Origin of the sequence: Aquipuribacter nitratireducens (genome assembly GCF_037860835.1) — a bacterium.
In the GTDB taxonomy this organism is placed as follows: Bacteria; Actinomycetota; Actinomycetes; order Actinomycetales; family JBBAYJ01; genus Aquipuribacter; species Aquipuribacter nitratireducens.
In genome coordinates, this window is record NZ_JBBEOG010000006.1 from 84,987 (window position 1) to 107,350 (window position 22,364).

A 22,364-nucleotide genomic window follows, 5' to 3' on the forward strand; every position below is an offset into this window, starting at 1 on the left:
GCCCGTTGCATGCACCTGTCGGACTTGGCACTCTAGGTGCCATGGCAGACGACGGTGTCCGGCCGGCGGGTGTGCACGTGGTCGAGGTGGGCCCCCGCGACGGGCTGCAGAACGAGCGCCGCGTGCTCGACGTCGCCACGCGCGTCGAGCTCGTGCGCCGGCTCGTCGCGGCGGGGGTGCGCCGGCTCGAGACAGTGAGCTTCGTCAACCCGACCCGCGTCCCGCAGATGGCGGGCGCGGAGGAGGTCATGGCCGAGGTGCCGCGCACGGCGCCGGACGGGTCGCCGGTCGCGCACATCGGTCTCGTCCTCAACGAGCGCGGCCTCGACCGGGCGCTCGCGGCGGCGGTCGACGAGGTCAACCTCGTCGCGATCACGACCGAGACGTTCTCCCACCGCAACCAGGGCGCGGGGGTCGACGACGTGCTCGCGGCGACGGTCCGGATGCTCGAGCGCGCCCGGGCCGCCGGCGTGCCGGCCTCGGTGACGGTGTCGGCGTCGTTCGGCTGCCCCTTCGAGGGCGAGGTGACGACGGAGCAGGTGATGCGCGTCGTGCGGGCCGTGCTGCCCGCCGAGCCGGTCGAGGTCGCCCTCGCCGACACCATCGGCGTCGGTGTGCCCGCGGACGTCCGGCGGCTCGTGCGCGCGGTGCGGGCGGAGTCCGACGTGCCGCTGCGCGCCCACTTCCACAACACCCGCAACACCGGCTACGCCAACGCCCTCGCCGCGGCCGAGGAGGGGGTGCTCGCCCTCGACGCCTCGATCGGCGGGTACGGCGGCTGCCCGTTCGCGCCGAACGCCACGGGCAACATCGCGACGGAGGACCTCGTGTACGCGCTGGGACGGTCCGGGCACGACGTCGGCCTGCGGGTCGACGACCTCGCGGCCCCGCGCGACTTCGTCACGAGCGCGCTGGGCGCCGACCAGGCACCGGGTCTCCTCGGGCGGGCAGGCGACTGGCCGTGACCTGACCGCCCGTCGGTGCCATCACACCGGCGGGCGACGTGGGCCGCTCTCACGACCACGTGGGACGAGGCCGAGGGCCGCCCGCACTCAGCGTCGAGCCCACGGCGGGGCGTGCTCCGGCAGCGGGCCGATGGCGACGAGCCGCGCGGGCACGCCCTGCAGCCACGGCAGGCGCTGCAGCACCTGCAGGGCCCGCGGCGGCCGCGTCGCCGACGCGCCCGGCGCGTCCCCGCCGAGGACCCGCCGGATGATCCGCCGGTGGGCGAGGCGCTGCCCCGCCTGCACCAGGACCGTGGGCAGCCACCGGCGGCGCTGCACCCGGCGGCAGGCGGCATCGAGCGCCTCCGGTGCAGGGTCGCCGGCACGCAGCACCTCACCGAGGTGCCGCGCGGCCGCCGTGGCGTCCTGGATCGCGAGGTTGATGCCGACCCCGCCTACGGGCGACATCGCGTGCGCGGCGTCCCCGATCACGAGGAGCCCGGGAGCGTGCCAGCGGCGCAGCCGGTCGAGACGGACCGCGAGCAGGCTGACGTCGTCCCACCCCGCCAGGTCAGCGGTGCGCCCGCGGAGCCACGGCAGCAGGCGCTCGAGCTCGGCGCGCAGGTGGTCGACCGGCTGCCGCCGGAGCTCCTCGTCGCCCCCGTGGCGGACGAGGAACCCGCACTGCCAGTACCCGCCCCGGTCGATCATGACGACCATCCGGCCGGACGAGATCCTCCCGACGAGCCCCGACGGGTCGGAGTCCGCGCGCGGCAGCCGGAACCACTCGACGTCCATCGGCACCCCGAACGTACGCGTCGGCAGCCCGGCCGCCGCCCGGACGGTCGACCCGCGCCCGTCGCACGCGACGACGAGGTCGGCGCCCACCTCGCTCGTGGCACCGTCCGTCCGGTCGCGGACCACGACCCCGCACACCCGTCCGCCGCCGTCGCGCCGCACCCCGACCACCTCGGCGTCGCGGCGCAGCGAGAACGTCGGCTCGCGGGCGGCGGCGGACGCGAGGAGCTCGAGGAAGTCCCACTGCGGCACCAGCGCGATGTGGCGGTGCCGTCCCGGCAGGCGGCGCAGGTCCCCGACGCGCACCGGCCCGGAGTCGAGCACCACCTCGGCGGTCTCGACGCGCCGCTGCGGCAGCCGCGCGAGCTCCTCGCCGAGTCCGAGCTCGTCGAGGAGGGTGAGCGTCGAGGCGTGCACCGTGTCGCCGCGGAAGTCGCGAAGGAAGTCCGTGTGCTTCTCCAGCACGGTGACGCGCACCCCGCCCCGCGCCAGGAGGGTCCCGAGGACCATCCCGGCCGGCCCGCCGCCGACCACGCACACCTGGGTCGCAGCCATCCGCCACGGTACTGCCGAGGACACACCGACCCGTCGACGCGCCCGAGCGCGGGACCCCGCGTCAGGCGGGGCTGGCCTCCCCGCCGGGCGGGCCGTCGTCGTCGTCCTCCGGCGGCAGCATGCACCAGCGCTCGGCGACGAGGCCCGCGACCGTCACCGCGAGCGAGGCGAGGACGACGGCCGCGGTGAGCGCCACCCGGCCCGGCTGCGCGGACACGCTGACGAGCGGGACGGCGACGAGCGCGAAGCCGGTCCACGCCCCGCTCATGACGGCACCCGCGAGCGCGGCCGCCTTCGCCAGGGCGACGGTCCGGGCGGCGCGCAGCGGGTCGAGGTGCCGGTCCCGCTCCCCCTTCGTCCACCGCCGGACGGGCCACGCGACGACGAGGATCGCCGCGGCGAGCGCGGCGAGCACGGCGGAGGCGGCGAGCGGGGGCGCGGCGAACGCCTGCCCCCCGGCGCTGCGGACCTGGAGCACGGCCGTGGTGACGGCGAACGCGACGCCGGCGAGGAGGAGGAGCGGGCCGGCCCGGGTGGGAGCGACGTGCACGGCGCCTCAGCCGCTCGGCGGCAGCCCGAAGGGGAGCGCGAGGTCGTGCCGCACGACCACCGCCTCGTCGTCGTCCTCGTCCTCGAGCTCGACGAGCTCCTCGAGCAGCTCGCGGACGGGACGCTCGACCCCCGGCCAGTGCCACAGCCGCGCCTCGGGGTCGACGAGCGACCACGGCTCGAGGACGAAGCGGCGGTCGGCCGCCCTCGGGTGCGGCAGCTCGAGGTCCTCGGTGTCGAGCACGAGCGGTGCGCCGTCGTCGCGGCGCACCTCGACGACGTCGACGTCGAGCGTGCGGGGCCCCCAGCGCAGGTCCCGCGTGCGGCCGTGCGCCTGCTCGACGTCCTGGCAGGCGTGCAGCAGCGCCCGCGGCGACAGCCGCGTGCGGACGAGCAGCACGGCGTTGAGGTAGCGGTCCTGCGTCGGCCCGCCGACGGGCGCGGTGTCGACCACGGGCGAGGCCTCCATGACCTCGACGCCGTCGCGGTCGGCGAGGTCGAGGACGGCCTGGTGGAGCGTCGCGTAGGCGTCCCCGAGGTTGGCGCCGAGCGCGAGGACGGCGCGGTGCGGCGCGTCGGGGGCCTGGTCGGCGAGCGCGTCGTCCTGCGTGCGGACCACCCGTACCGTGACGTCGTCGAACGGCACGCCGACCGGAGCCTGCGGCTTGTGGACCGTCACCTCGACGACGGACACCCGGCGGTCCTCGAGCACCGCCGCGGCGATGCGCTCGGCGACCGCCTCGACGAGGTCGAGGGACGGGCCGGTGAGGACCTCGTGGGCCTTGCGGGCGACGACCGAGTAGTCGACGGCGTCGGCGAGGTCGTCGGTCCGCCCGCCGCGCAGGCGACGGACGTGCAGGGCGACGTCGCACGAGAACTCCTGCCCGTCGCGCTTCTCGTGCGCGAGCACCCCGTGGAACCCGTGGCCCCGGATGCCGGTGACGCTCACCCGGTCGAGGGGGCCGGGACCGTCGTCGCCCACGTCGCTCACGTCGACCGATCCTGCCGAGCGACGGCCGCGCGCGCACGGCGCCAGGCCGCGCCGACCGTCACGGCGTCGAGGGTGGCCAGGGCCGTGTGCGAGCGCACCGCCCACACCCCCTCCGCCGCGAGGAGGGCGGCGACGGCGGCGGAGGCGTCGTCCCGCTGCTCGACCGGTCGCGGCTCGCCGTCCGGCCCCGGCAGCAGGGCGCCGAGGAACCGCTTGCGGCTGACGCCGACGAGCAGCGGCAGGCCGAGGGCCGCCAGGGCGTCGAGCCCGGCGAGGAGGTCCCAGTTGTGGCCGGCGTCCTTCGCGAAGCCGATGCCGGGATCGAGCACCAGCCGGTCGGCGTCGACCCCGGCGGCCACGAGGTCGTCGACCCGCCTCCGCAGCTCCGCGACGACGTCGGTGACCGTGTCCGCGTAGGTCGCCTGCGACGCCATCGACCGCGAGTGGCCGCGCCAGTGCATGACGACGAACGGGCAGCCCGCCTCCGCCACGACCCGGGCCATCGCCGGGTCGGCGGCACCGCCACTCACGTCGTTGACGAGCACCGCACCGGCCTCGAGGCAGGCGGCGGCGACCTCCGCACGCATCGTGTCGATGCTCACCGGCACGCCGTCACCGGCGAGCCGGCGCACGACGGTCACGGTGCGGCGCAGCTCCTCGGCCGCGTCGACCCGCGCGGCGCCGGGCCGGGTCGACTCGCCACCGACGTCGACGGCGTCCGCGCCCGACGCCACGAGGTGCAGGCCGTGGCGGACGGCGTCGTCCGGGTCGTGCCACAGCCCCCCGTCGGAGAACGAGTCGGGCGTGACGTTGAGGACCGCGAGCACGGCGGGCCGGTCGAGGCCGACGAGGCGCCGCCGGGCCGCCTCGGGCAGCCCGGCAGGCCCGGCATGAGGGGTCAGGAGCGGTGCCGGGGGGCGTCGCCCGGCGCCGGCGGGTTCCACCCACCTGCGGGCTCGCCGGCGGGCGCACCGCCGCCGGGCGTACCGACGCCCTGACCGCCCGCGCCCGCGCCGTCCGTCGTGCCGCCGGCGGAGCCGCCGTCACCCGGGTGCGCCCCGCCGTTGTGCGAGCCGCCGTTGGGCGTCCCGTGGCCGTTGGCGCTCACGCCGTTGGTGCCGTTGACGCGCGGCGGCACGTCGACCGGCGGGAGGTCGGACACCGCGCGCCGCTCGCTCGACAGCCACACGGGGCGCGCCTCGCGCTTGACGACGTCGGAGAAGACCTCCGCGATCTGCTCGGCGTTGAGGGTCTCCTTCTCGAGGAGCTCCCGGACGAGCCGGTCGAGGACGGCGCGGTGCTCGACGAGGATCTCCCACGCCTCGTCGTGCGCGGCCTCGATGAGCCGGCGCACCTCGCGGTCCACCGTCGCGGCCACGGACTCGGAGTAGTCCCGCTCGTGACCCATGTCGCGGCCGAGGAACACCTCGCCGGAGCCCTGGCCGAGCTTGATCGCCCCGATGGCCTCGCTCATGCCGAACTGCGTCACCATCTTGCGGGCGAGCCCCGTCGCCTTCTCGATGTCGTTCGCGGCGCCGGACGTCGGGTCGTGGAAGACGAGCTCCTCCGCCACCCGGCCGCCGAGGGCGTACGCGAGCTGGTCGAGCATCTCGTTGCGGGTCGTCGAGTACTTGTCCTCGGTCGGCAGGACCATGGTGTACCCGAGCGCCCGGCCGCGCGGGAGGATCGTGATCTTCGCGACGGGGTCGGTGTTCGGCAGCGCCGCGGCCACCAGGGCGTGCCCGCCCTCGTGGTAGGCGGTGATGAGCCGCTCCTTGTCGTTCATCATCCGGGTGCGCTTCTGCGGACCGGCCATGACGCGGTCGATGGCCTCGTCGAGCGTCGCGTTGTCGATCGTCTGCTGCTCGCTGCGAGCGGTGAGGAGCGCGGCCTCGTTGAGGACGTTCGCGAGGTCGGCGCCGGTGAAGCCCGGCGTGCGGCGGGCGATCGACTCGAGGTCGACGCCGTCGGCGAGCGGCTTGCCCTTGCCGTGGACCTGCAGGATCTTGAGCCGGCCCTGCATGTCGGGGGCCTCGACGGTGATCTGCCGGTCGAAGCGGCCCGGGCGCAGCAGGGCGGGGTCGAGGATGTCGGGGCGGTTGGTCGCGGCGATGAGGATGACGTTCGTCTTGACGTCGAAGCCGTCCATCTCCACGAGGAGCTGGTTGAGCGTCTGCTCGCGCTCGTCGTGACCGCCGCCCATGCCGGCGCCGCGGTGGCGACCGACCGCGTCGATCTCGTCGACGAAGATGATCGCGGGCGCGTTCTGCTTCGCCTGCTCGAACAGGTCGCGGACGCGGCTCGCGCCGACGCCGACGAACATCTCGACGAAGTCGGAACCGGAGATCGAGTAGAAGGGGACTCCCGCCTCGCCGGCCGTGGCCCGGGCGAGCAGGGTCTTGCCGGTCCCGGGGGGGCCGTAGAGCAGCACGCCCTTGGGGATCTTGGCGCCGACGGAGAGGAACTTCTGCGGGTCGGAGAGGAACTCCTTGATCTCCGTCAGCTCCTCGACGGCCTCCTGGGCCCCGGCGACGTCGGCGTACGTGACCTTCGGCATGTCCTTGCTCACGAGCTTCGCCTTGGACTTGCCGAACTGCATGACGCGGTTCCCGCCGCCGCTCATGCGGGACAGCACGAACCAGAAGAGCCCGAGGATCAGCAGCAGCGGGAGGATGGTGAAGAGCAGGCCGGTGAGGATGGAGCCCTGGGGGTTCTCCTCGTCGACGCCCTCCGGTGGCGGGTGCTCGTCGAGCAGCTCGAGGATCTCGTCGCCGCGCTGGAAGACGTAGTTCGCGCGGACCTGCGACGCGCCGTCGACCTCCTCGCCCTCGCGGAGGGTGAGGTCGAGGCGCTGCTCCTGGTCGACGACGAGCGCCGAGGCGACCCGCTCGTCGCGGATCAGCTGCAACGCCTCGCTCGTGTCGACCTGCGTGACGCGGTCGCCGGTGATGAGGCGCGCCCCCAGCAGCACGATCACGATCGCGAGGACGATCCAGATCGCCCCGCTGCGGAGGAAGCTGCGCATCTTCATGTGGTCACCACACGGGGCCGTGGCCCCGTCCTGTTCGTCTCGGGTTCGTCGTCCGGCACGTCCGGCCCGCGACGTCCCTGGTCACGAGGGTACAGCGGGTGGCGCGGACCGGCTCCGGCGAGGAGGCGCGACCGCGTCTCCCGTCACCTGCTCAACGGGGGTACCCGCCCACCCGTTCCGGCGGGTGCGGGTGTTCGCCGGGAGCGGACGTCAGGCCGGTCCGGACGACGCGTGTCCTGTCAGCGTCCGGTCGCCGGCAGCCGCCTCGGCGGAGCGCAGCCGCCCGAGCTGCAGCAGGGCGTAGCCGAGCTCCTGGTCCGCCCGGTCGGCGCGACGCCGCTCGGCCGCCAGCCGCGCCCGCAGCTCGAGGACCTCCGCCTCGAGCCGCGCGACGCGGCCCTCCGAGTCGCCGGCCTGCGCCGGCACCCGCGGGAGCACCCCGAGGGAGGCCAGCGACCGGAGGCTCACCCGCCACTCACGACCGTGGGGCCCGGGCACCTTGTAGGCGCGGAGGCGTCCTGACCGGGCGCGGGCGCGCAGGGACGCGACGGACGCGCGGTACGCGCGGGAGGCCTCCTGCAGCGGCACGTACACGTCGACGGGCACCTCCGGGCCGTCGTCCGCAGCGCTCACAGCGGGCCTCCTCCCGTGCTGGACCGAGTGTTCTCCCCGGAACGCCCCGTGGCCAGGGCCGCTTCGCGGGAGGACGGGTCCGGCCCCACCCGGTGTGGTCGGGTGGGGCCGGGCGGTCGGGCGCCGACCTCAGACGAGGCAGCCGCCCATCGCGATCTGCCGGTCGAGGCCGGCGATCCTGTCGAGGACCGCGCCGTACTTCGCCTGGAGGTCGCTCACGACGGCCTTCTGCGCGGCGACGGCCGTGCGGTTGACCTTCTTCGCGCTCTCGAGCGTGTTGAGCCTCGACGTCTCGGTGACGATCTGCGCGTCGAGTGCCGACAGCTCGGCCTTCGCGTCCGTGAGAGCCGCTTCCCGCTCGCTGATCTGCTTGTCGATCAGGTTCAGCGAGTCCTGGAGCGGCGCCAGCCGGGTCTGCAGGTCGAGGATGTCCCGCTCCTTGCCTGCGATGGCCGAGTTCACCCCGTCGAGCGAGACAACCAGCTCGTCGACCTCGGCCTCGAGCGCCGAGACCGCGCTGGTCTCGCTCGCGACCACGGCTTGCGCCGCCGCCAGCGCGTCCTCGAAGGCGGGGATCCCCGCCTGGAGCGCCGTGAGCCGTGCCTGCTCGGCGACGACGGCCGCAGCGGCCGCGTCGGCATCCTGGGACGCGCTCTCGAGGGCGGCCTCCAGCCTCGCGACCTCGCTCGCGGCCTCCGTGACAGCCGCGTCGGCGTCGGCGAGGTCGGCGGCCGCCGTTGCAGCCGCCTCCTTCGCGGCCGTGAGCGCCGTCGTCCCGGCGGCCACCTCCTGCTGCGCGCCGGCCAGGTCGGACTGCAGCGACCACAGCTGCTGCTGGAGGGCGCTGCTCTCCTGCTGCTTCGTGGACAGCTGCGCGTTGAGCGTCGCGAGCTGCTGCTGCAGGGCGGTGAGGTCGCCCTGGAGGGCCTGCAGCTGCGCCGCCTTGGCGGCGGCCTGCTGCTGCGCCGTCGTCAGCTGCCTGTTGAGGTCCTGGATCTGGTTCTGCAGCTGCTGCTTCAGGGCGTTGTCGTTGGTGTTCTGCCGCAGGTCCCGCAGCCGCGCGATCTCGGCCTCGAGGGCGCTGACGGCCGCCGCGGTGCCGGTGGCCTCGGCAGAGACGATCGCGATCTCCGTCTGCTTGGCGTCGATCTCCGTGCTCATCGTCGCGACGTCGGTCTGCAGTCCCCCGATCTGGGTCTGGAGGGCGGAGATCCGCGCCTCGACGAAGCCGATCTCGCTCGTGAGGTCCGCGACCTCCTGCTCCGCGATGCGCAGCGCCTCCTCGGCCGCAGCGACCGTCCCTGCGGCGGCCGATGCGTGCGCAGCGGCCTGCAGTGCCGCAGCGGACAGACGGGTGAGGGCGTCGCGGGCGTCGGCCAGGTCGCTTCGGGCCGACTCGAGAGCGGCCTGGGTGGCGTCGTCGCGGGCCTCGAGGTCGGCCAGCCGCTGCGTCGAGTCCGCCACGGCCGCGACCTGGTCGGCGAGGGCTGCCTTCGCCGTGGCGGCGGTCGCGTCCGCAGCCGCGAGCCGGCCCTGGGCCGCCGCGAGCTCGGCCGCGGCGGTCCTGAGCTCGTCGTTGAGGCCGTCGCGCTCGGCCTCGAGGTCGGCGACCGCTGCCGTGGCGGCCTCGAGCAGCGAGACGAGCGGCGCGATCTCCTCCAGGAGCGCAGTCCGGTCGTCCTTCAACGCGGCCAGGTCGGCCTCCGCCTGCTCGATGGCCGCCGCCCGCTCCGTGCTGTCCGCGGTCATCGCGGTGAGAGCGGCCACCGCCGCCGCGATCTCCGCGTCGAGCAGTGTGCCCTCCGTCTCGAGGGCGGCGAGTCGTTGCTCCACGAGCAAGATGTCGGCAGCCAGCTGCTGCTGCGTGACGACCAGGCTGTCGCGCTCCGCCTGAAGCCGGGCCACGAGGGCGGCGTTCTGCGTGGCGGCGGCCTTCACGAGGTTGGCCTGGACGTTTCCGCGGTGGCTCAGCTGGTTGACGACGCCGTTGCAGATCCCGGACGTGCCGGCGGGTGCCGCGACGGCGACCGGCGCGGCGAAGGTGAGCAGGCCGGCGACGAGGCCGGGCAGCACGACGGCGGACACGGCGCGGCGGGCGGGGGTGCGTGCGGACATGACGAAGCGGCTCCTCGACTGGGGTCTCCAGGCGCACGGACTGCGCCTGCGACCGCGTCGGTTTCGCTGCTCGCTCCCCGGGGCCTAAAGCGACCAGGTCCTGGTCCCCGGATCAGTGCGTCACGGTCTGTCGTCGAGAACCGTACGAGCCGTCGACCGCCCGGCGGAGCGGAAACGGGCCGTCCGGGCGTTGAGATCCCGGAGGTCAACGTCCTCAACGCTCAACGCTCCCGGACCTCCTGCGCCAGCCGGACCGCGGCGGCCCGGTCCGGGACGCGCAGCTTGCGCAGGACCGTCGAGATGTGGGTCCGCACCGTGACCTGCGCGACGAAGAGCCGTCGGGCGATCTGGTCCGTCGTCAGCCCCTCGGCCATCAGGTCGAGGATCTCCTGCTCCCGTGGTGTCAGCTGCGACGGTGAGCGCCGGGCCCGCAGCGGGGCGACCCGCGCCGGCGCGGACCGGAGCTCGTCGACCACCCGGCGGACCAGCCAGCGAGGCAGGGCCGCCTCGCCGGCCAGGACGCCCCGGAGCGCCGCGGCGATGCGGGAAGGGTCCATGTCCTTCACGAGGTAGCCGGACGCACCGGCACGCAGCGCGGCGAACAGGTCCTCGTCGTCGCGCGACGCCGTCAGCATCACGACCGCCGTCCCCGGCAGGTCGCGCGTGATGTCCGCCGTCGCGAGCAACCCGCTGCCCGGCATGTTGATGTCGAGCAGGCACACGTCCGGCGCGTGCTCGTGGGCCGCGGCCAGGGCGGCGGACGCGCTGCCGACGTCCGCGACCACCTCGCAGCCCTCCGCCTCGAGGGCCTCGCGGACGACCTCACGCGTCGGTCCGTGGTCGTCGGCGACGACGACCCGCAGCGCCCCGCTCACACCCAGCTCACCCGCACCGTGGTCCCCTTCCCCTGCTCGGACTCCACCGCCAGCACTGCTCCGATGCCCTCGGCGCGCTCCCGCATGCTCCTCAGGCCGTAGGCGCCCGGCCGCCCGGGCGACCCGGGATCGAAGCCGCAGCCGTCGTCCCGCACCGTGAGCCGCAGCGGCACCGAGTCGAGCCGGGCCTCGATGCGCGTGGCACCACCGTGCCGGACCGCGTTGCCCACCGCCTCCGTCGTGATGCGGACGAGTGCCTCCGTCATCGGCGCGTCGGCGTGGGACGCCGGGTCGAGACAGGCGGAGACGGACACGTCGTAGCGCCCGGCCAGCTCGTCGAGCGTCTGCCGCAGGACGACCGGCACCGGGTCGTCGTCCTCCCGACGCAACGCCGCGAGCGCGCGCCGTGACTCGCCGACCGCCCGCTCGGCGGCAGCCGCGATGCGCGCCACGGCCACCTCGTCACCGGGTTCCGCGGTCAGGCGGTGCGACTGGGCCCGGATGTAGGAGAGCTCCTGGATGACGCCGTCGTGGAGGTCGCGGGCGAGGCGCCGACGGTCCTCCAGCACCGCGCTCCGCGCCCGCGCCTGCCAGTAGCCGGTGATCTCGCGGGCCGCGCCGACGAGCATGCAGAGGTACGACCCCAGACGCAGCACGTCGCCGGTGTAGACGAACTCGCTGTAGAGGGAGGGGAAGAGGAAGTAGTGCACCCGGGCCGCGCCCGCCAGGACGCACCCGACGGCCACCCAGCGCAGCAGCGCGTCGTCGGTGCGGTCCGACTGCCGGGCGAAGGCCACGGCCGCCAGCCCGTAGAGCGCCGCGCCCAGCAGCTGCACGACGAGCACGACCGGGTGCGCCACGAGCGCGGGGCGTGAGGCGTCACCGGCCGCTGCGGGGTCGACCGCGGGCGGCAGGGTGTCGGTGACCAGCCTCCCGACGACGGCGACCACCACGACGACGAGCACGACCCCGACCGACACCGCAGCCGCCGTCCGGGCGTCGACCCGTGCCCGCACGGGCGTCCAGGCGGCCGCGGCGAGCAGCAGCGTCCCCAGCAGTCGCAGGCACAGCGGCACCCAGTACGCGAGCTCCTCCCCACGGCCCGGCGTCAGCGCGTCCGGCACTGCCGTGAGGACCAGGTTCGCCACGGCCACCACGCCGAGCGCGAGGACCAGGAGGAGCTCCTGGAGCCGTCCGTGCTGCACGAACCGCCCGTACACGAGGTACAGCACGAGCAGCGCGACGACGGCGTTGGCCGTCTCGAGCATGATGTGGAGCGACGGCGCCCTGACGGCGAACGCGAGGAACGGGCTGGCCACGACGGCCGCCGTCGCGAGCAGTGCCACCACCGCCGCGCGGCGGACGAGGCGCAGCGCAGGACCCGCCGCGCGAGGCCCGGCGGACACAGCGCCGGGTCCGGGGTCCACGAGGGAGGTAGTCGGCACTCCTGTGACTGTTGCTGAGGGCACGCGGCACGGGCAACCCGACGGGGTCCACCGTTCGACCAGACCCTGATCACCCGAAGGGCTCGCCCCGTGACGGGCATCCTGGACCCGTGCGTGCTCCGAGCGACCGGGTCCGGATCCCACGACGACCCACGTCGCGCCCCGCGGCTCTCGCCGTCGTGGTCGGCGTCGCGGTCCTCGTGGGTGCCGTGCTCGTCGCCGATCCCGCGCGGTCGGGCCTCGGGCGCTGCGACGGCGAGCCGGAGGCCGTGCTCCTCCCGACCGCCGACGAGGTCCCCGACGTCGTGGGGCTCGCGGTGGCGACGGCGCGGGAGCGGCTCGCCGAGGTCGGGCTCGACGCCGCCGCCCTCGACGAGACGTGGCGCACCGACCCCGCCCCGCGCGGCCGGGTGCTCGCCCAGTCCGGCGGGGCGTGCGGGGAGGACCTCGCCCTGTCCGTCAGCACCGGCGGGCCCCTCGTCCCCCTCGACGACCTGCCGCTCGCGGTCCGTTCCGTCCTCGCCACCGCCGTGGGCACCGACGGCGTGAGGGGCCCGGAGCCGCTGCTCGTGCGGGAGGTCGAGGTCGCGGACGGGGCCGTGTGGGCGACGGACGCGCTCGTCAGCGGGCAGTGCCGGCACGTCGCCGTCGCCCGGCAGGTCGAGCAGCTGCTGTCCCCCGCCGAGCTGTCGACGCGGGACGTCCGGTGCGTCCCGGACTCCGACGAGGCCCTGCTCGAGGCACTGCGGACCCGGCTGCCGGACGCCGAGGTCTGGCAGTGCGAGCCCGGTACCCGCTGCCGGCTCGGGACCGCCGACGGGGGGTGGTACGTCGAGGCGAGCGTCCGGCGCTTCGGCACGACCGCGCTGCCCACCGAGCTGCGCTGCGCGGCGCCGACCGCCTACGACGTCTGCGAGCTCGAGCCGCGCGACGGCGGGGGGCAGGTGCGGACCGTCCAGTCGCTCGGCAAGTCGCCACCGGGGCGGCCCTACCTGACGCGGCGCGTCCGCCTCGTGACGGGCCCGTGGCAGGTCGACGTGCTCGTCGCACCGCGCTTCGACGAGTCCGGCCCGCTGGCGGAACGGCCCACCGCGACGCCCTTCGACGGCGAGGAGCTGCGGGTGGTGGCCGAGCTCGGGCTCGCGGCGGTGCGGGAGGTCAGCGCGCCGTGAGCGGCGCCGCCCGACCGACGCTCACGGCCGCCACTGCCGTCGTCACGGGGATGGCGAGGATCATCCCGATGGAGCCGACGGCCGTGCGGGCGATCTCCTCCGCGACGGCGCCGGACGTCACGACCTGCTCCAGGGGCTGCCCGTACAGCCCGAGGAGCAGCAGCGTCGGCAGCGCCGCCCCGGCGTAGGCGAACGCGATCGTGTAGACGGTGGAGGCGAGGTGGTCCCGACCCACCCGCATGCCGCCCCGGAACAGCTCGCGGAACCCCGCCGTCGGCGCCAGCGCCCGGATCTCCCAGACCGCCGACACCTGGGTGATCGTGACGTCGTTGAGGATGCCGAGCCCGGCGACCACGAGCCCGCACAGGACGATCCCCCGGAGGTCGGCACCGGTCGTGGCGGTGCTGAGGACGTAGGCGTCCTCGCTCGTGAGGCCCGTGAGGTCGGCCGCCCGGGTCGCCCAGACCGCGAGGCCCGTGGTGGCGAGCAGCCCGAACACGGTCCCCGACAGTGCGGCCGTCGTCCGGGTCGACAGGCCGTGCGCGAGGTAGAGGACCGCGGTCATCAGCGGCACCGCGACGCTGAGCGCCACCAGCACCGGGTCCTCGCCCTCGCGCAGGGCCGGGAGCACGACGTAGGCGATGGCCGCGTACGTGAGGGCGAGCCCTGCGATGGCCGCCGCCCCGCGCAGCCGGCCGATCGCGACGACGAGGACCGCGAAGAGCCCGGCGAGCAGCAGGAGCGGCTGCGCCCGGTCGAAGTCGACGAAGGAGTAGACGACCTGGCCGGTGTCGGCCTCGACCTCGGTGCCCTCGACGGTCGTCGGCAGGTTCCGGCCGAGGACGACCCGCTCGCCGGGACCGATCCCGGCCTGCACCAGCTGGGGCGGCAGGGGGACGGTGACGACGTCGCCGGCCTCGGGACCCTGCAGGACGCGGACGAGCGCCTCGGCGCACAGGGAGTCGAGCGGGATGGAGCCGTCCGGCTCCCGCTCGTCGGGTGCGCCCTCGCAGAGGTCGGCCGTGGCGGCGAGCACCTCGCCGGGGACCTGCTCCGTGCCCGACAGGTCGACGATCCCGCCGCGCTCGTCGCCCTCGAAGGACGCACCGGAGGGCCACACCGCGACGAGCCCGACCACCGACGCGACGAGCAGCGGCACGAGCACGCCGAGCATGACCCGCAGGGCGGTGCGGTCCCCCGTGACGCCCTCCGCGGGCCCGTGACGCGCGCCCACCTGCTCAGGCGTAGACGTGCTGGGCGAGCACCCCGATGTCGCGGAGGTTGCGGTAGCGCTCGGCGTAGTCCAGGCCGTACCCGACGACGAACTCCTCGCCGATGTCGAAGCCGACCCACTCGACCGCCACGTCGACCTTCGCGGCCGTCGGCTTGCGGAGCAGCGTCGCGATCTTCACCGACGCCGGCCCGCGGGAGCCGAGGTTCGCGCTGAGCCACGACAAGGTGAGACCGGAGTCGATGATGTCCTCGACGATGAGGACGTTCTTCCCGGTGAGGTCGGTGTCGAGGTCCTTGAGGATCCGCACGACACCGGAGGACTTCGTGCCCGAGCCGTAGCTCGACACCGCCATCCAGTCCATGGTCACCGGCACCGTGAGCGCACGGGCGAGGTCGGCCATCACCATGACGGCGCCCTTGAGCACCCCGACCAGCAGCACATCCGACCCGGCGTAGTGGGCGTCGATCTGCGCCGCCATCTCGCGGAGCCTGGTGTGCACCTGGTCCTCGGTGAGGAGCACGCGCTCGAGGTCCTGACCGGCGTCACGGGCGTCCATGGGGGTCCTCTCGAGGCCTCGGTGCGGGGGTCGCCCGAAGCCTGCCACAGCCGTCGGGGCCGCTCGACCGCCGGACCCCGACACCGCCCGGCAGCGCGACCGGGCCCTGCCCGTGCCAGTCGTCGACGAGCGCGTCGAGGGCGGCGGTGTGGGCGGCGGTGAGCGCCCCGGCCCCGGCGCGCAGCGCGAGCAGGCGCAGGCAGCGACGCCGCACGGCGCCGGGCAGCCCGGCGAGGGGCGCCACCGGCACGCCGTCCGGGGCGTCGAGGTCCGGGAGCCCGGCGACGACGGCGCCCGCCCAGCCGTCGAGGGCGTCCGCGTCGGCGCGGGCGAGGTCGGCGGTGCGGGCGAGCGACCGGACGGCGCCCTCGCCGAGCGCCGCCTCGAGCGCGGGCACGACGTCGTGGCGCACGCGTGGGCGCAGGTGCACCGGGTCGGTGTTCGACGGGTCCTCCCACGGCAGGCCCAGGGGCGCCAGCAGCGGGGCGAGCGGGACCGTCGCCTCCCGGACGACCGCGCGGCGGACCCCGAGCAGCGGGCGGAGCAGCCCGTCCCGCACCGCGGGCATGCCGGCGAGGCTGCGGGTGCCGGACCCGCGCGCGAGCCCGAGGAGCACCTGCTCGGCCTGGTCGTCGAGGGTGTGCCCGAGCAGCACCGCGACCGCCTCGTCCCTGGCCGCCACCGCGTCGAGAGCGGCGAGCCGCGCGGTCCGCGCCGCCTCCTCCGCTCCCCCGGCGCCGGGGCCGTGCCGTTGCGGGACCACGCGGACGACCCGCACGGGCGAGGCGCCGAGGGCGAGCGCGGCGCGGGCGGCCCGGCGCACCACGTCGGCTGTCTGCGGCCGCCAGCCGTGGTCGACGCACACCGCCCCGACCGCCCGGCCGAGCCCGTCGGCGACGTCGAGCGCCCCCGCGAGCAGGGCGAGCGAGTCCGCGCCCCCGCTGACCCCGACGAGGACCGGCCCGGGGGGCAGGTCCCGCAGGTGGCGGCGGACGGCGAGCGCGACGGCGGCGCCCGCGCCCGCGCTCAGCCGTGGACCCGGGCGACCCACGTCGAGGGCTCGCGGAGCTCCGCGGGGCTCGGCAGCGCGTCCGGGCCCGCCCACACGGCGTTGAACCCCTCGATGCCGACCTCGTCGGTCACGGCGCGGACGAACCGGGCGCCGTCGCGGTACTGCGCGGCCTTCGCCTCGAGCCCGAGGAGCCGCCGGACCACGCGGTCGACGGGTCCCGTGCCGCGACGGCGGGCGTCGAAGCGGGCGCGGATCTGCGCGACGCTCGGCACCACCGAGGGCCCGACCTCGTCCATGACGACGTCGGCGTGCCCCTCGAGGAGGCTCATGACGGCGGTGAGGGCGTCGAGGCGCGCCCGCTGCTCCGGCGTCTGGACGAGGTCGACGAGGCCCGTCGGCGTCCGCCGCCCACCTGCCGTCCCGTCGCCCGCGGCGCCGCCCGTCGGGTCGTCGGAGGCGCCCCGGAGGATGTCGGGCAGGCGCCCGAGGCCCTCGACGAACCGCTCGACGGTGGAGCCGGGGTCGGCGAGCAGGTCGTCGAGGAGGTCGGTGACCTGTCCGCGGAACCAGCCCGCGAGCCACGGGTTGGCGCCGAACTGGGCGCGGTGCGTCTCCTCGTGCAGGGCCACCCACAGCCGGAAGTCGGCCGGCACGGCCCCGATCTCCCGCTCCACCTGCGCGACGTTCGGCGCGACGAGGAGGAGCCGGCCCCCGTCCGGGGCGAGGACGTCGTACTGCCCGAGCACCTTCGTCGCCATGAACGCGAGGAGCCCCCCGGTCTCGGCGGCGTTGAGGGCCCGGCTGAGGCCGAGGAACGCGTCGGGGACGTCGCGGCCCTTCTCGAGGCGCTGCCGCTCGAGGGCGCGGGCGAGGACGGGGTCGACGAGGTGGCCGAACGAGCGGGCGTTCGCCCGGGCCCAGCCGGCGCGGTCGACGACGAGCACCTCGCCGGCGTCCGGTCCGGCCTCCAGCTGCGCGGTCTCCGCGACAGGGTCGACCGCGAGGCCCGCGCAGTCGCGCAGCTCGGCGACGAGCTCGGCGATCTCCTCGCGGGTCATCGCGGGGCCGGGCGGGGCGATGGCCGCGGCGGCCTCTCCCGCGGCGGCCCAGTCGACGGGGGAACGCCGGCCGCTCCCGGGGTGGCGGGTGCTCGTGGTGGCCGTCATCCCCCGAGAGTAGGCGCTGGGTGGCGGACGCCGGGTGCCCCGGTCAGCGGCAGGTCAGCAGCAGGCGGCCACGGCCGCGGCGACGCGGTCGACGGCGCGGCGGGCCGCCGCGGTCGACCCGGCGGGGACCTCGTCGGTGAGGACGGCGAAGGCGAGGCCCCGCCCGTCGGCGGCGGTGACGACACCTGCGAGGGCTGTCGTGCCCGTGAGGGTGCCCGTCTTCGCCCGGACCACACCCCGGCCCGCGGCCGCCGCCGAGTCGACGCCGAAGCGGTCGTCGAGGGTGCCCTCCAGACCGGCCACCGGCAGCAGGTGCGGCAGGAGCCGCAGGTCGTCCTCGTCGGGGGCGGCGGCCGCGGCCGCGAGCAGCGCCGTGAGCCCGGCGGCGGTGGCGACGCTGTCGTCGGAGAGCCCGCTGCCGTCGGTGAGGTCCGTCGCGCCGAGGTCGACGCCGCGCGCCTCCACCACCTCGACGATCGTGTCGCTCGCGGACGCGAGGGTCGTGCTGCGCCCCTGCTCGGCCGCCACGAGACCGGCGACGGAGTCCGCGATGGTGTTGTCGCTCGTCACGAGCAGGTAGGAGAGGACGTCGGCGAGCGGGGCCGACCGCGCCTCGGCGACCACGACGGGCAGCGCGACGGGACGGGTCGTCACCACCGGCGACCCGACGGCGGGCGCGTCCGCACCGAGGACCCGGGCCAGCTCGTCCTCTACCGCGTCGGCGAACGCGAGAGCCGCCGTACCGGCGGGGTCGTCGTCCCGACCGGCCCCTGCCCCGAGCCGCCCGGCCGACACCGCGAGGGACGCGGGCGTGGCGGCGAAGAACGCGTCGCCCGGCGAGCGGAGCAGCTGCTGGGGCGCGCCGAGGAGGGAGTCGTCGACGAGGACGTCGACCCCCGCGGCGTCGGGCGCGAGCAGCCGCTCCCCCGGATCGCCCTCGAGGACCGCGAGGACGGCGGACCGGGCGAGGTCGCCGAGCCCGACGCGGCCGTCGACGGTGCCGGGGTCCCCCGCGCCGGGCGCGAGGAGGAGGTCCCCACCACCGACGAGCACGAGGGCGGGCCTGTCGCCGCCGCGCTCGGTGGCCGGCACCCAGCCGACGCGGGTGACGAGCCGCCAATCGGCACCGAGCACGTCGAGGGCGGCGGCCGCCGTGACGATCTTCGCGGTCGAGGCCGGCTCGACCGGGGTCGTGGAGTCGCGCTGCGCGAGCTCGGCGCCGGTGGCGAGGTCACGGACGCTGACCGCGGGGGACGGCCCGAGGGCGTCGTCGGCGAGGAGGGGCGCGAGGCTCGTCGCGAGCACGGCGGGGTCGGGGGGCGGCGGGGCGGCGGGGTCGAGGGCGGGGTCCTGCGGCACGACCCGCTCGACGGGCGGCGCGACGACCTGCGGCTCCCCCGTGGGCGCGGACGCCGCGACGGGCGCGAGACCACCGGCGACCAGCAGGGCGAGCCAGGGCGCGGCGACGCGGCGGGGCACCTCCCCCGGTCCGGTCATGCCCGACCTCCGTCACTGCGACACAATGGCCCCGCTCGGCGCCGTCCCCCGGCCGCCGGGTCCTCGCGCGCCGGGCCGACCGCACCGTACCCGGCGCCGCTCGACACAGGTGCCGGCAGCGACAGGAAGGTCAGCCACTCTCATGGAGTTCGACGTCACCGTCGAGGTGCCGAAGGGTCAGCGCAACAAGTACGAGGTCGACCACGTGTCGGGGCGGATCCGGCTGGACCGCATGCTCTTCACCGCCACGCGCTACCCCGCGGACTACGGCTTCATCGAGGGCACCCTCGGTGAGGACGGCGACCCGCTCGACGCCCTCGTCCTGCTCGACGAGCCGACCTTCCCCGGCTGCCTCATCGCGTGCCGGGCGATCGGCATGTTCCGCATGCGCGACGAGGCCGGCGGCGACGACAAGGTCCTGTGCGTGCCGTACAACGACGTCCGCATGGCCCACATCCGCGAGCTCAACGACGTCGCGGACTTCCACCGCCTCGAGATCCAGCACTTCTTCGAGACGTACAAGGACCTCGAGCCCGGCAAGAGCGTCGAGGGGGCTCACTGGGCGGGCCGCGAGCAGGCCGAGCGGGAGGTCCAGCGGTCGGTGGTGCGGGCGCGCGAGGCGGGGTACTCCACCTCGCACTGACGCCCGGGCTCGCCCTCAGCCGGCGGTCGTGACGACGCGCACCCCCTGCTCGAGGGTCTTGTGGACCGGGCACTTGTCGGCGATCTCGAGCAGCCGGGCGCGCTGGTCGTCGTCGAGGTCGCCCTCGAGCCGCACCTCGCGGTGGAACTCCCGCACGCAGCCGGGGCGCCCGGCGACGCACTCGGTCGCGTCGTCGCCGTGGCGGTGCTCCTGCCCGAGGAGGACCTCGACCCGCCGCAGCGGCCAGCCCTTGCGGTCGGCGTACATGCGGACGGTCATCGCGGTGCACGCGCCGAGCCCCGCGAGGAGGTGGTCGTACGGCGTCGGCCCCGTGTCGGTGCCGCCGGGCACCTCGGGCGGCTCGTCGGCGGTCCACGAGTGCCGTCCGGCCCGGACCTCCTGCGCGAAGGGTCCCTCGCCGGTCTCCGTCACGAGGACCTGCCCGTCGGCCAGCGCGACGGCCGGGTCGGGCGAGGAGCCGGCGGACGCCTCCGCCTCGACCTCCCGGTCCGACACGACCGGTTCGGCCTCCGCGGTCGCCGACACCGTACGCCGGGGCGGGGTCACCGCGACGTAGCGGGACGCCCACGCGCTCACGACGTCAGCGACGTACAGCGCGTCCGAGCGGCGGCTCAGCAGGTGGTCGGCGCCGTCGAGGGTGACGAACGACCGCGGGTGGCGGGCGGCGGCGAACAGCCTCGCGGCGTTCTCGATCCCGACGACCTCGTCGAGCGGGGAGTGGAGGACCAGCAGGGCGCCCTCGAGCTCCCCGACCTGCTCGAGGAGCCGCTGCGAGCGCAGGTCGTCGACGAGCTCCTGGCGGACGAGGAACTCCCGACCGGCGATGCTGACGCACGCGCTGCCCTCGGCCGCGAGCTCGGCCCCCGCCCCCGCGAGCAGCCGGGAGGCGTGCGCCGGGTCGGCGGGGGCGCCGATCGTCGCGACGGCCGCGACGCCCGACAGGCGGGCCGCCGCGGACAGGACCGCGGCGCCGCCGAGGGAGTGCCCGACGAGCAGGGTGACGGGACCCCGCTCGGACTCGACGTGGCCGACGGCGGCGACGAGGTCGTCGACGTCGGCCGTGAAGCCGGCGAGCGCACCCTCGTCCCCGCCCTCGGAGTCGCCGAGGCCGCTGAAGTCGTAGCGGAGCACGGCCGTGCCGCGCTCCGCGAGCCCCCGGGACACCCGGGAGGCGGCGTGGCTGTCCTTGCTGCACGTGAAGCAGTGGGCGAACACCGCCCACGACCGGACCGGCCCGTCGGGCAGCTCGAGGACCCCGCTCAGCCGCTGGCCGCGCGCGCCCTCGAAGGTGATCCGTTCCCGGGCCATGGCAGTCGTCCCCTCCGTCGGCGGGCGCGGGCGCCTCAGCCGCGCGTCTCGTCGCGCGCGGTCGTCCCGTCCGTCTCCTCCGTGTCCCCGGCCTCCTCGACCGTGACACCGGGCCCGTCGACCCCCGTCCCGGCCGCGAGCCGGGCCCGGTACACCGCCGGGCTCTCGCGGCGTCGCGCCGAACGGAGGAACCACAGCCCCACGGGGAACAGCGCGAGGCACATGTACTGGGCGCCGGTGAGCCCGTAGACGGTGTCGTCGTACGTGCGGAGGAAGTCCGACAGGAAGCGGGTGATCGCGTAGCCGACGCTGAAGATGCCGGCGAGCGTGCCGGCGCCGTACTCGCCGCGGCGGTCCACGAGCACCATGACGACGAAGATCGCCATGACGTAGAGGAACTCCAGCACGGGAAGCGACCAGTACGTCTCCCCCAAGACGAGCGGGCCCTCCACCGTGTCACCGGGCGTGCCCTGGTACGTGATGCCGAGCGGGGACGACGTCGTCCCGCCGAGGTGCTCGCCGACCGCGTAGCAGCCGATGCGCCCGATCGCGAGACCGAGGGCGAGGCCGATGGCCGCCCCGTCGAGCAGGTGCCAGCGCTGCGCCGAGGACATGCCCCGCACGAGGAGCGGGGACACGAGCAACGCGGAGATGAAGCCGCCGGAGAACTGGAGACCCCCGTCCCACACGGCGATGACGTCGACGGGGGACTCGATGGCGTCGAGGTTCGTCAGCACCCACAGCAGGCGGGAGCCGATGACGCCGACGACGACGAGCGCGATGACGATCTTCTCGGTCTGCTCCGTCGGGATGCCGAGACGCGCGTTGCGCCGGGCCGTGACGAGCCCGCCCAGGAGGACGCCGACGGCGACGCACAGCCCGAACACCTGGATCGTGACCGGACCGAGCTCGATGGTCGGGAACGGCACGTAGGGGATGCCGGCCGGGACGGCGGCGGCGAGGGGCGCAGGGCTCACGACGTCACGGTATCCGCCTCACCCGGGTGCTCCCCGGACTGCTCGTGGCGGCTGGACCGGCGCCCGGCCCGCACGAGCACGAGCTGGTGGACGGCGACGACGACGGCGAGCCAGCCGAGCCCGAGCGCCCACGCGACGACGACGTCGGTGAACCAGTGGTGGCCGAGGTACACCCGGGACAGGCCCATGAGGACGGCGTGGACGACCGCCCCCATGACGACGAGCACCCGCACCGCCCCCGAGCGCACGTGGAGCCACACGAGGTAGGCGAGGGTGAAGGCGATGACCGTGGCGTTGAGGGTGTGGCCGCTGGGGAAGGCGGCGGACGTCTCGAACGGCGGCACGGCGAGGTCCATGTCGGGCCGCGCCCGGGCGACGACTGCCTTGCCGACCGCCGTCATCGCGAGGGAGCCCGCGGTCGCGACGACCATGAGGACGAGGGGGGTCCACGAGCGCCACAGGACGCACAGCCCCGCCACGAGGAGGGCGGTGAGGACCGGAGCCCACACGGTGCCGCCGAGGTCGGTGTAGAGCGTGATCGCCCGGTCGAGGGACGGCGACCGCAGCTCGAGAGCCGCACGGAGCAGCGGCTCGTCGACCGCCGCGAGCTCGTCACCGTCCTGCACGTTGTCGTAGACCTCGGCGACCGCGGCGACCATGGCGGCGAACAGCCCGCCCGCGAGGACGAGGACGAGGAGCAGCTGCCACTGGGACGCGGCGACCTCGACGACGCGGCGCCAGCCGGACCGGGCCTCCTCCATGGTGGGCGGGCGGACGGCGCCTGGCGCACCCGTGGTGTCGTCGCGTCGCTGGGCGAGGTCGCGCTGGTCCATCCGTCCTGG

20 protein-coding genes are annotated in these 22,364 nt (G+C 75.6%); 3 read left to right on the forward strand and 17 right to left on the reverse strand.

Annotation, left to right across the window (positions count from 1 at the left end):
* The first annotated feature begins 41 nt into the window (after positions 1–41).
* The gene (locus WAB14_RS12545; RefSeq protein ID WP_340270226.1) at positions 42–965 is read left to right on the forward strand and encodes a hydroxymethylglutaryl-CoA lyase; all 924 of its coding nucleotides are present in this window, start codon (positions 42–44) and stop codon (positions 963–965) included.
* A gap of 87 nt (positions 966–1,052) precedes the next feature.
* On the opposite strand, the gene WAB14_RS12550 is transcribed toward WAB14_RS12545, so the two are convergent.
* The 9 genes from WAB14_RS12550 to WAB14_RS12590 all read right to left on the reverse strand — a co-directional run bounded on the left by WAB14_RS12550 (position 1,053) and on the right by WAB14_RS12590 (position 11,936).
* Positions 1,053–2,297: an FAD-dependent oxidoreductase gene (locus WAB14_RS12550; RefSeq protein ID WP_340270227.1), complete on the reverse strand. Its 1,245-nt coding sequence runs from the start codon at positions 2,295–2,297 to the stop codon at positions 1,053–1,055.
* Between the two features lie 61 nt (positions 2,298–2,358).
* A complete protein-coding gene (locus WAB14_RS12555; RefSeq protein WP_340270228.1) occupies positions 2,359–2,847 on the reverse strand; it encodes a DUF3180 family protein in 489 nt (162 codons plus the stop codon).
* Between the two features lie 6 nt (positions 2,848–2,853).
* Complete coding sequence (gene folK / locus WAB14_RS12560) at positions 2,854–3,837, reverse strand: 2-amino-4-hydroxy-6-hydroxymethyldihydropteridine diphosphokinase (protein ID WP_340270230.1); 984 nt, start codon at positions 3,835–3,837, stop codon at positions 2,854–2,856.
* On the reverse strand, positions 3,834–4,781 hold the full coding sequence (gene folP, locus WAB14_RS12565) for a dihydropteroate synthase (protein ID WP_340270232.1): 948 nt from the start codon (positions 4,779–4,781) through the stop codon (positions 3,834–3,836). Before folP ends, folK begins: the two co-directional genes overlap by 4 nt.
* Positions 4,736–6,868, reverse strand: a complete 2,133-nt coding sequence (gene ftsH / locus WAB14_RS12570) for an ATP-dependent zinc metalloprotease FtsH (protein WP_340270234.1) — start codon at positions 6,866–6,868, stop codon at positions 4,736–4,738. The genes folP and ftsH overlap by 46 nt, the downstream gene beginning before the upstream one ends.
* 210 nt (positions 6,869–7,078) lie before the next feature.
* Positions 7,079–7,501: a hypothetical protein gene (locus WAB14_RS12575; RefSeq protein WP_340270236.1), complete on the reverse strand. Its 423-nt coding sequence runs from the start codon at positions 7,499–7,501 to the stop codon at positions 7,079–7,081.
* A gap of 129 nt (positions 7,502–7,630) precedes the next feature.
* Positions 7,631–9,616 carry a coiled-coil domain-containing protein gene (locus WAB14_RS12580; RefSeq protein ID WP_340270238.1) on the reverse strand — a complete coding sequence of 662 codons (1,986 nt, stop codon included), beginning with the start codon at positions 9,614–9,616 and terminating at the stop codon, positions 7,631–7,633.
* Between the two features lie 221 nt (positions 9,617–9,837).
* Entirely contained in the window at positions 9,838–10,491 is a 654-nt protein-coding gene (locus WAB14_RS12585) for a response regulator (protein WP_340270239.1), read from the reverse strand.
* Positions 10,488–11,936 (reverse strand): sensor histidine kinase, encoded by a 1,449-nt coding sequence (locus WAB14_RS12590; protein ID WP_340270241.1) that lies wholly within the window; start codon positions 11,934–11,936, stop codon positions 10,488–10,490. The genes WAB14_RS12585 and WAB14_RS12590 overlap by 4 nt, the downstream gene beginning before the upstream one ends.
* 110 nt (positions 11,937–12,046) lie before the next feature.
* Between WAB14_RS12590 and WAB14_RS12595 the strand changes: the two genes are divergently transcribed.
* Complete coding sequence (locus tag WAB14_RS12595) at positions 12,047–13,108, forward strand: PASTA domain-containing protein (protein ID WP_340270243.1); 1,062 nt, start codon at positions 12,047–12,049, stop codon at positions 13,106–13,108.
* Here the strand turns inward: WAB14_RS12595 and WAB14_RS12600 are convergent.
* Genes WAB14_RS12600 through dacB form a run of 5 tightly spaced genes read right to left on the reverse strand, consistent with a single transcriptional unit; the run spans position 13,095 to position 18,573 of the window.
* Positions 13,095–14,342 carry a YibE/F family protein gene (locus WAB14_RS12600; protein ID WP_340270245.1) on the reverse strand — a complete coding sequence of 416 codons (1,248 nt, stop codon included), beginning with the start codon at positions 14,340–14,342 and terminating at the stop codon, positions 13,095–13,097. The two genes, WAB14_RS12595 and WAB14_RS12600, sit on opposite strands and share 14 nt — an antisense overlap.
* Positions 14,343–14,346: 4 nt before the next feature.
* On the reverse strand, positions 14,347–14,898 hold the full coding sequence (gene hpt, locus WAB14_RS12605; RefSeq protein WP_340270246.1) for a hypoxanthine phosphoribosyltransferase: 552 nt from the start codon (positions 14,896–14,898) through the stop codon (positions 14,347–14,349).
* Positions 14,885–15,949 carry a tRNA lysidine(34) synthetase TilS gene (tilS, locus tag WAB14_RS12610; RefSeq protein ID WP_340270247.1) on the reverse strand — a complete coding sequence of 355 codons (1,065 nt, stop codon included), beginning with the start codon at positions 15,947–15,949 and terminating at the stop codon, positions 14,885–14,887. The genes hpt and tilS overlap by 14 nt, the downstream gene beginning before the upstream one ends.
* Positions 15,925–17,076, reverse strand: coding sequence for a zinc-dependent metalloprotease (locus tag WAB14_RS12615; RefSeq protein ID WP_340270248.1), 1,152 nt, complete (start codon positions 17,074–17,076; stop codon positions 15,925–15,927). The genes tilS and WAB14_RS12615 overlap by 25 nt, the downstream gene beginning before the upstream one ends.
* 54 nt (positions 17,077–17,130) lie before the next feature.
* On the reverse strand, positions 17,131–18,573 hold the full coding sequence (gene dacB, locus WAB14_RS12620) for a D-alanyl-D-alanine carboxypeptidase/D-alanyl-D-alanine endopeptidase (protein WP_340270250.1): 1,443 nt from the start codon (positions 18,571–18,573) through the stop codon (positions 17,131–17,133).
* A gap of 142 nt (positions 18,574–18,715) precedes the next feature.
* On the opposite strand from dacB, the gene WAB14_RS12625 reads away from it, so the two are divergent.
* Positions 18,716–19,216: an inorganic diphosphatase gene (locus WAB14_RS12625; RefSeq protein WP_340270251.1), complete on the forward strand. Its 501-nt coding sequence runs from the start codon at positions 18,716–18,718 to the stop codon at positions 19,214–19,216.
* A gap of 15 nt (positions 19,217–19,231) precedes the next feature.
* Here WAB14_RS12625 and WAB14_RS12630 read toward each other — a convergent pair whose 3' ends face one another.
* Genes WAB14_RS12630 through WAB14_RS12640 form a run of 3 tightly spaced genes read right to left on the reverse strand, consistent with a single transcriptional unit; the run spans position 19,232 to position 22,355 of the window.
* Positions 19,232–20,545, reverse strand: coding sequence for a bifunctional alpha/beta hydrolase/OsmC family protein (locus tag WAB14_RS12630; RefSeq protein ID WP_340270252.1), 1,314 nt, complete (start codon positions 20,543–20,545; stop codon positions 19,232–19,234).
* A 35-nt stretch (positions 20,546–20,580) separates the two neighbouring features.
* Entirely contained in the window at positions 20,581–21,522 is a 942-nt protein-coding gene (locus tag WAB14_RS12635) for a prolipoprotein diacylglyceryl transferase (RefSeq protein WP_340270254.1), read from the reverse strand.
* Positions 21,519–22,355 (reverse strand): phosphatase PAP2 family protein, encoded by an 837-nt coding sequence (locus WAB14_RS12640; protein WP_340270255.1) that lies wholly within the window; start codon positions 22,353–22,355, stop codon positions 21,519–21,521. The genes WAB14_RS12635 and WAB14_RS12640 overlap by 4 nt, the downstream gene beginning before the upstream one ends.
* Positions 22,356–22,364: the final 9 nt, after the last annotated feature.

What these genes read in the sequence shown, in the direction of transcription:
- WAB14_RS12545 (WP_340270226.1), top strand. Translation starts at nt 42, where the DNA reads ATGGCAGACGACGGTGTCCGGCCGGCGGGTGTGCACGTGGTCGAGGTG.
- WAB14_RS12550 (WP_340270227.1), bottom strand. Translation starts at nt 2,297, where the DNA reads ATGGCTGCGACCCAGGTGTGCGTGGTCGGCGGCGGGCCGGCCGGGATG.
- ftsH (WP_340270234.1), bottom strand. Translation starts at nt 6,868, where the DNA reads ATGAAGATGCGCAGCTTCCTCCGCAGCGGGGCGATCTGGATCGTCCTC.
- WAB14_RS12580 (WP_340270238.1), bottom strand. Translation starts at nt 9,616, where the DNA reads ATGTCCGCACGCACCCCCGCCCGCCGCGCCGTGTCCGCCGTCGTGCTG.
- hpt (WP_340270246.1), bottom strand. Translation starts at nt 14,898, where the DNA reads ATGGACGCCCGTGACGCCGGTCAGGACCTCGAGCGCGTGCTCCTCACC.
- WAB14_RS12615 (WP_340270248.1), bottom strand. Translation starts at nt 17,076, where the DNA reads ATGACGGCCACCACGAGCACCCGCCACCCCGGGAGCGGCCGGCGTTCC.
- dacB (WP_340270250.1), bottom strand. Translation starts at nt 18,573, where the DNA reads ATGACCGGACCGGGGGAGGTGCCCCGCCGCGTCGCCGCGCCCTGGCTC.
- WAB14_RS12625 (WP_340270251.1), top strand. Translation starts at nt 18,716, where the DNA reads ATGGAGTTCGACGTCACCGTCGAGGTGCCGAAGGGTCAGCGCAACAAG.
- WAB14_RS12630 (WP_340270252.1), bottom strand. Translation starts at nt 20,545, where the DNA reads ATGGCCCGGGAACGGATCACCTTCGAGGGCGCGCGCGGCCAGCGGCTG.
- WAB14_RS12640 (WP_340270255.1), bottom strand. Translation starts at nt 22,355, where the DNA reads ATGGACCAGCGCGACCTCGCCCAGCGACGCGACGACACCACGGGTGCG.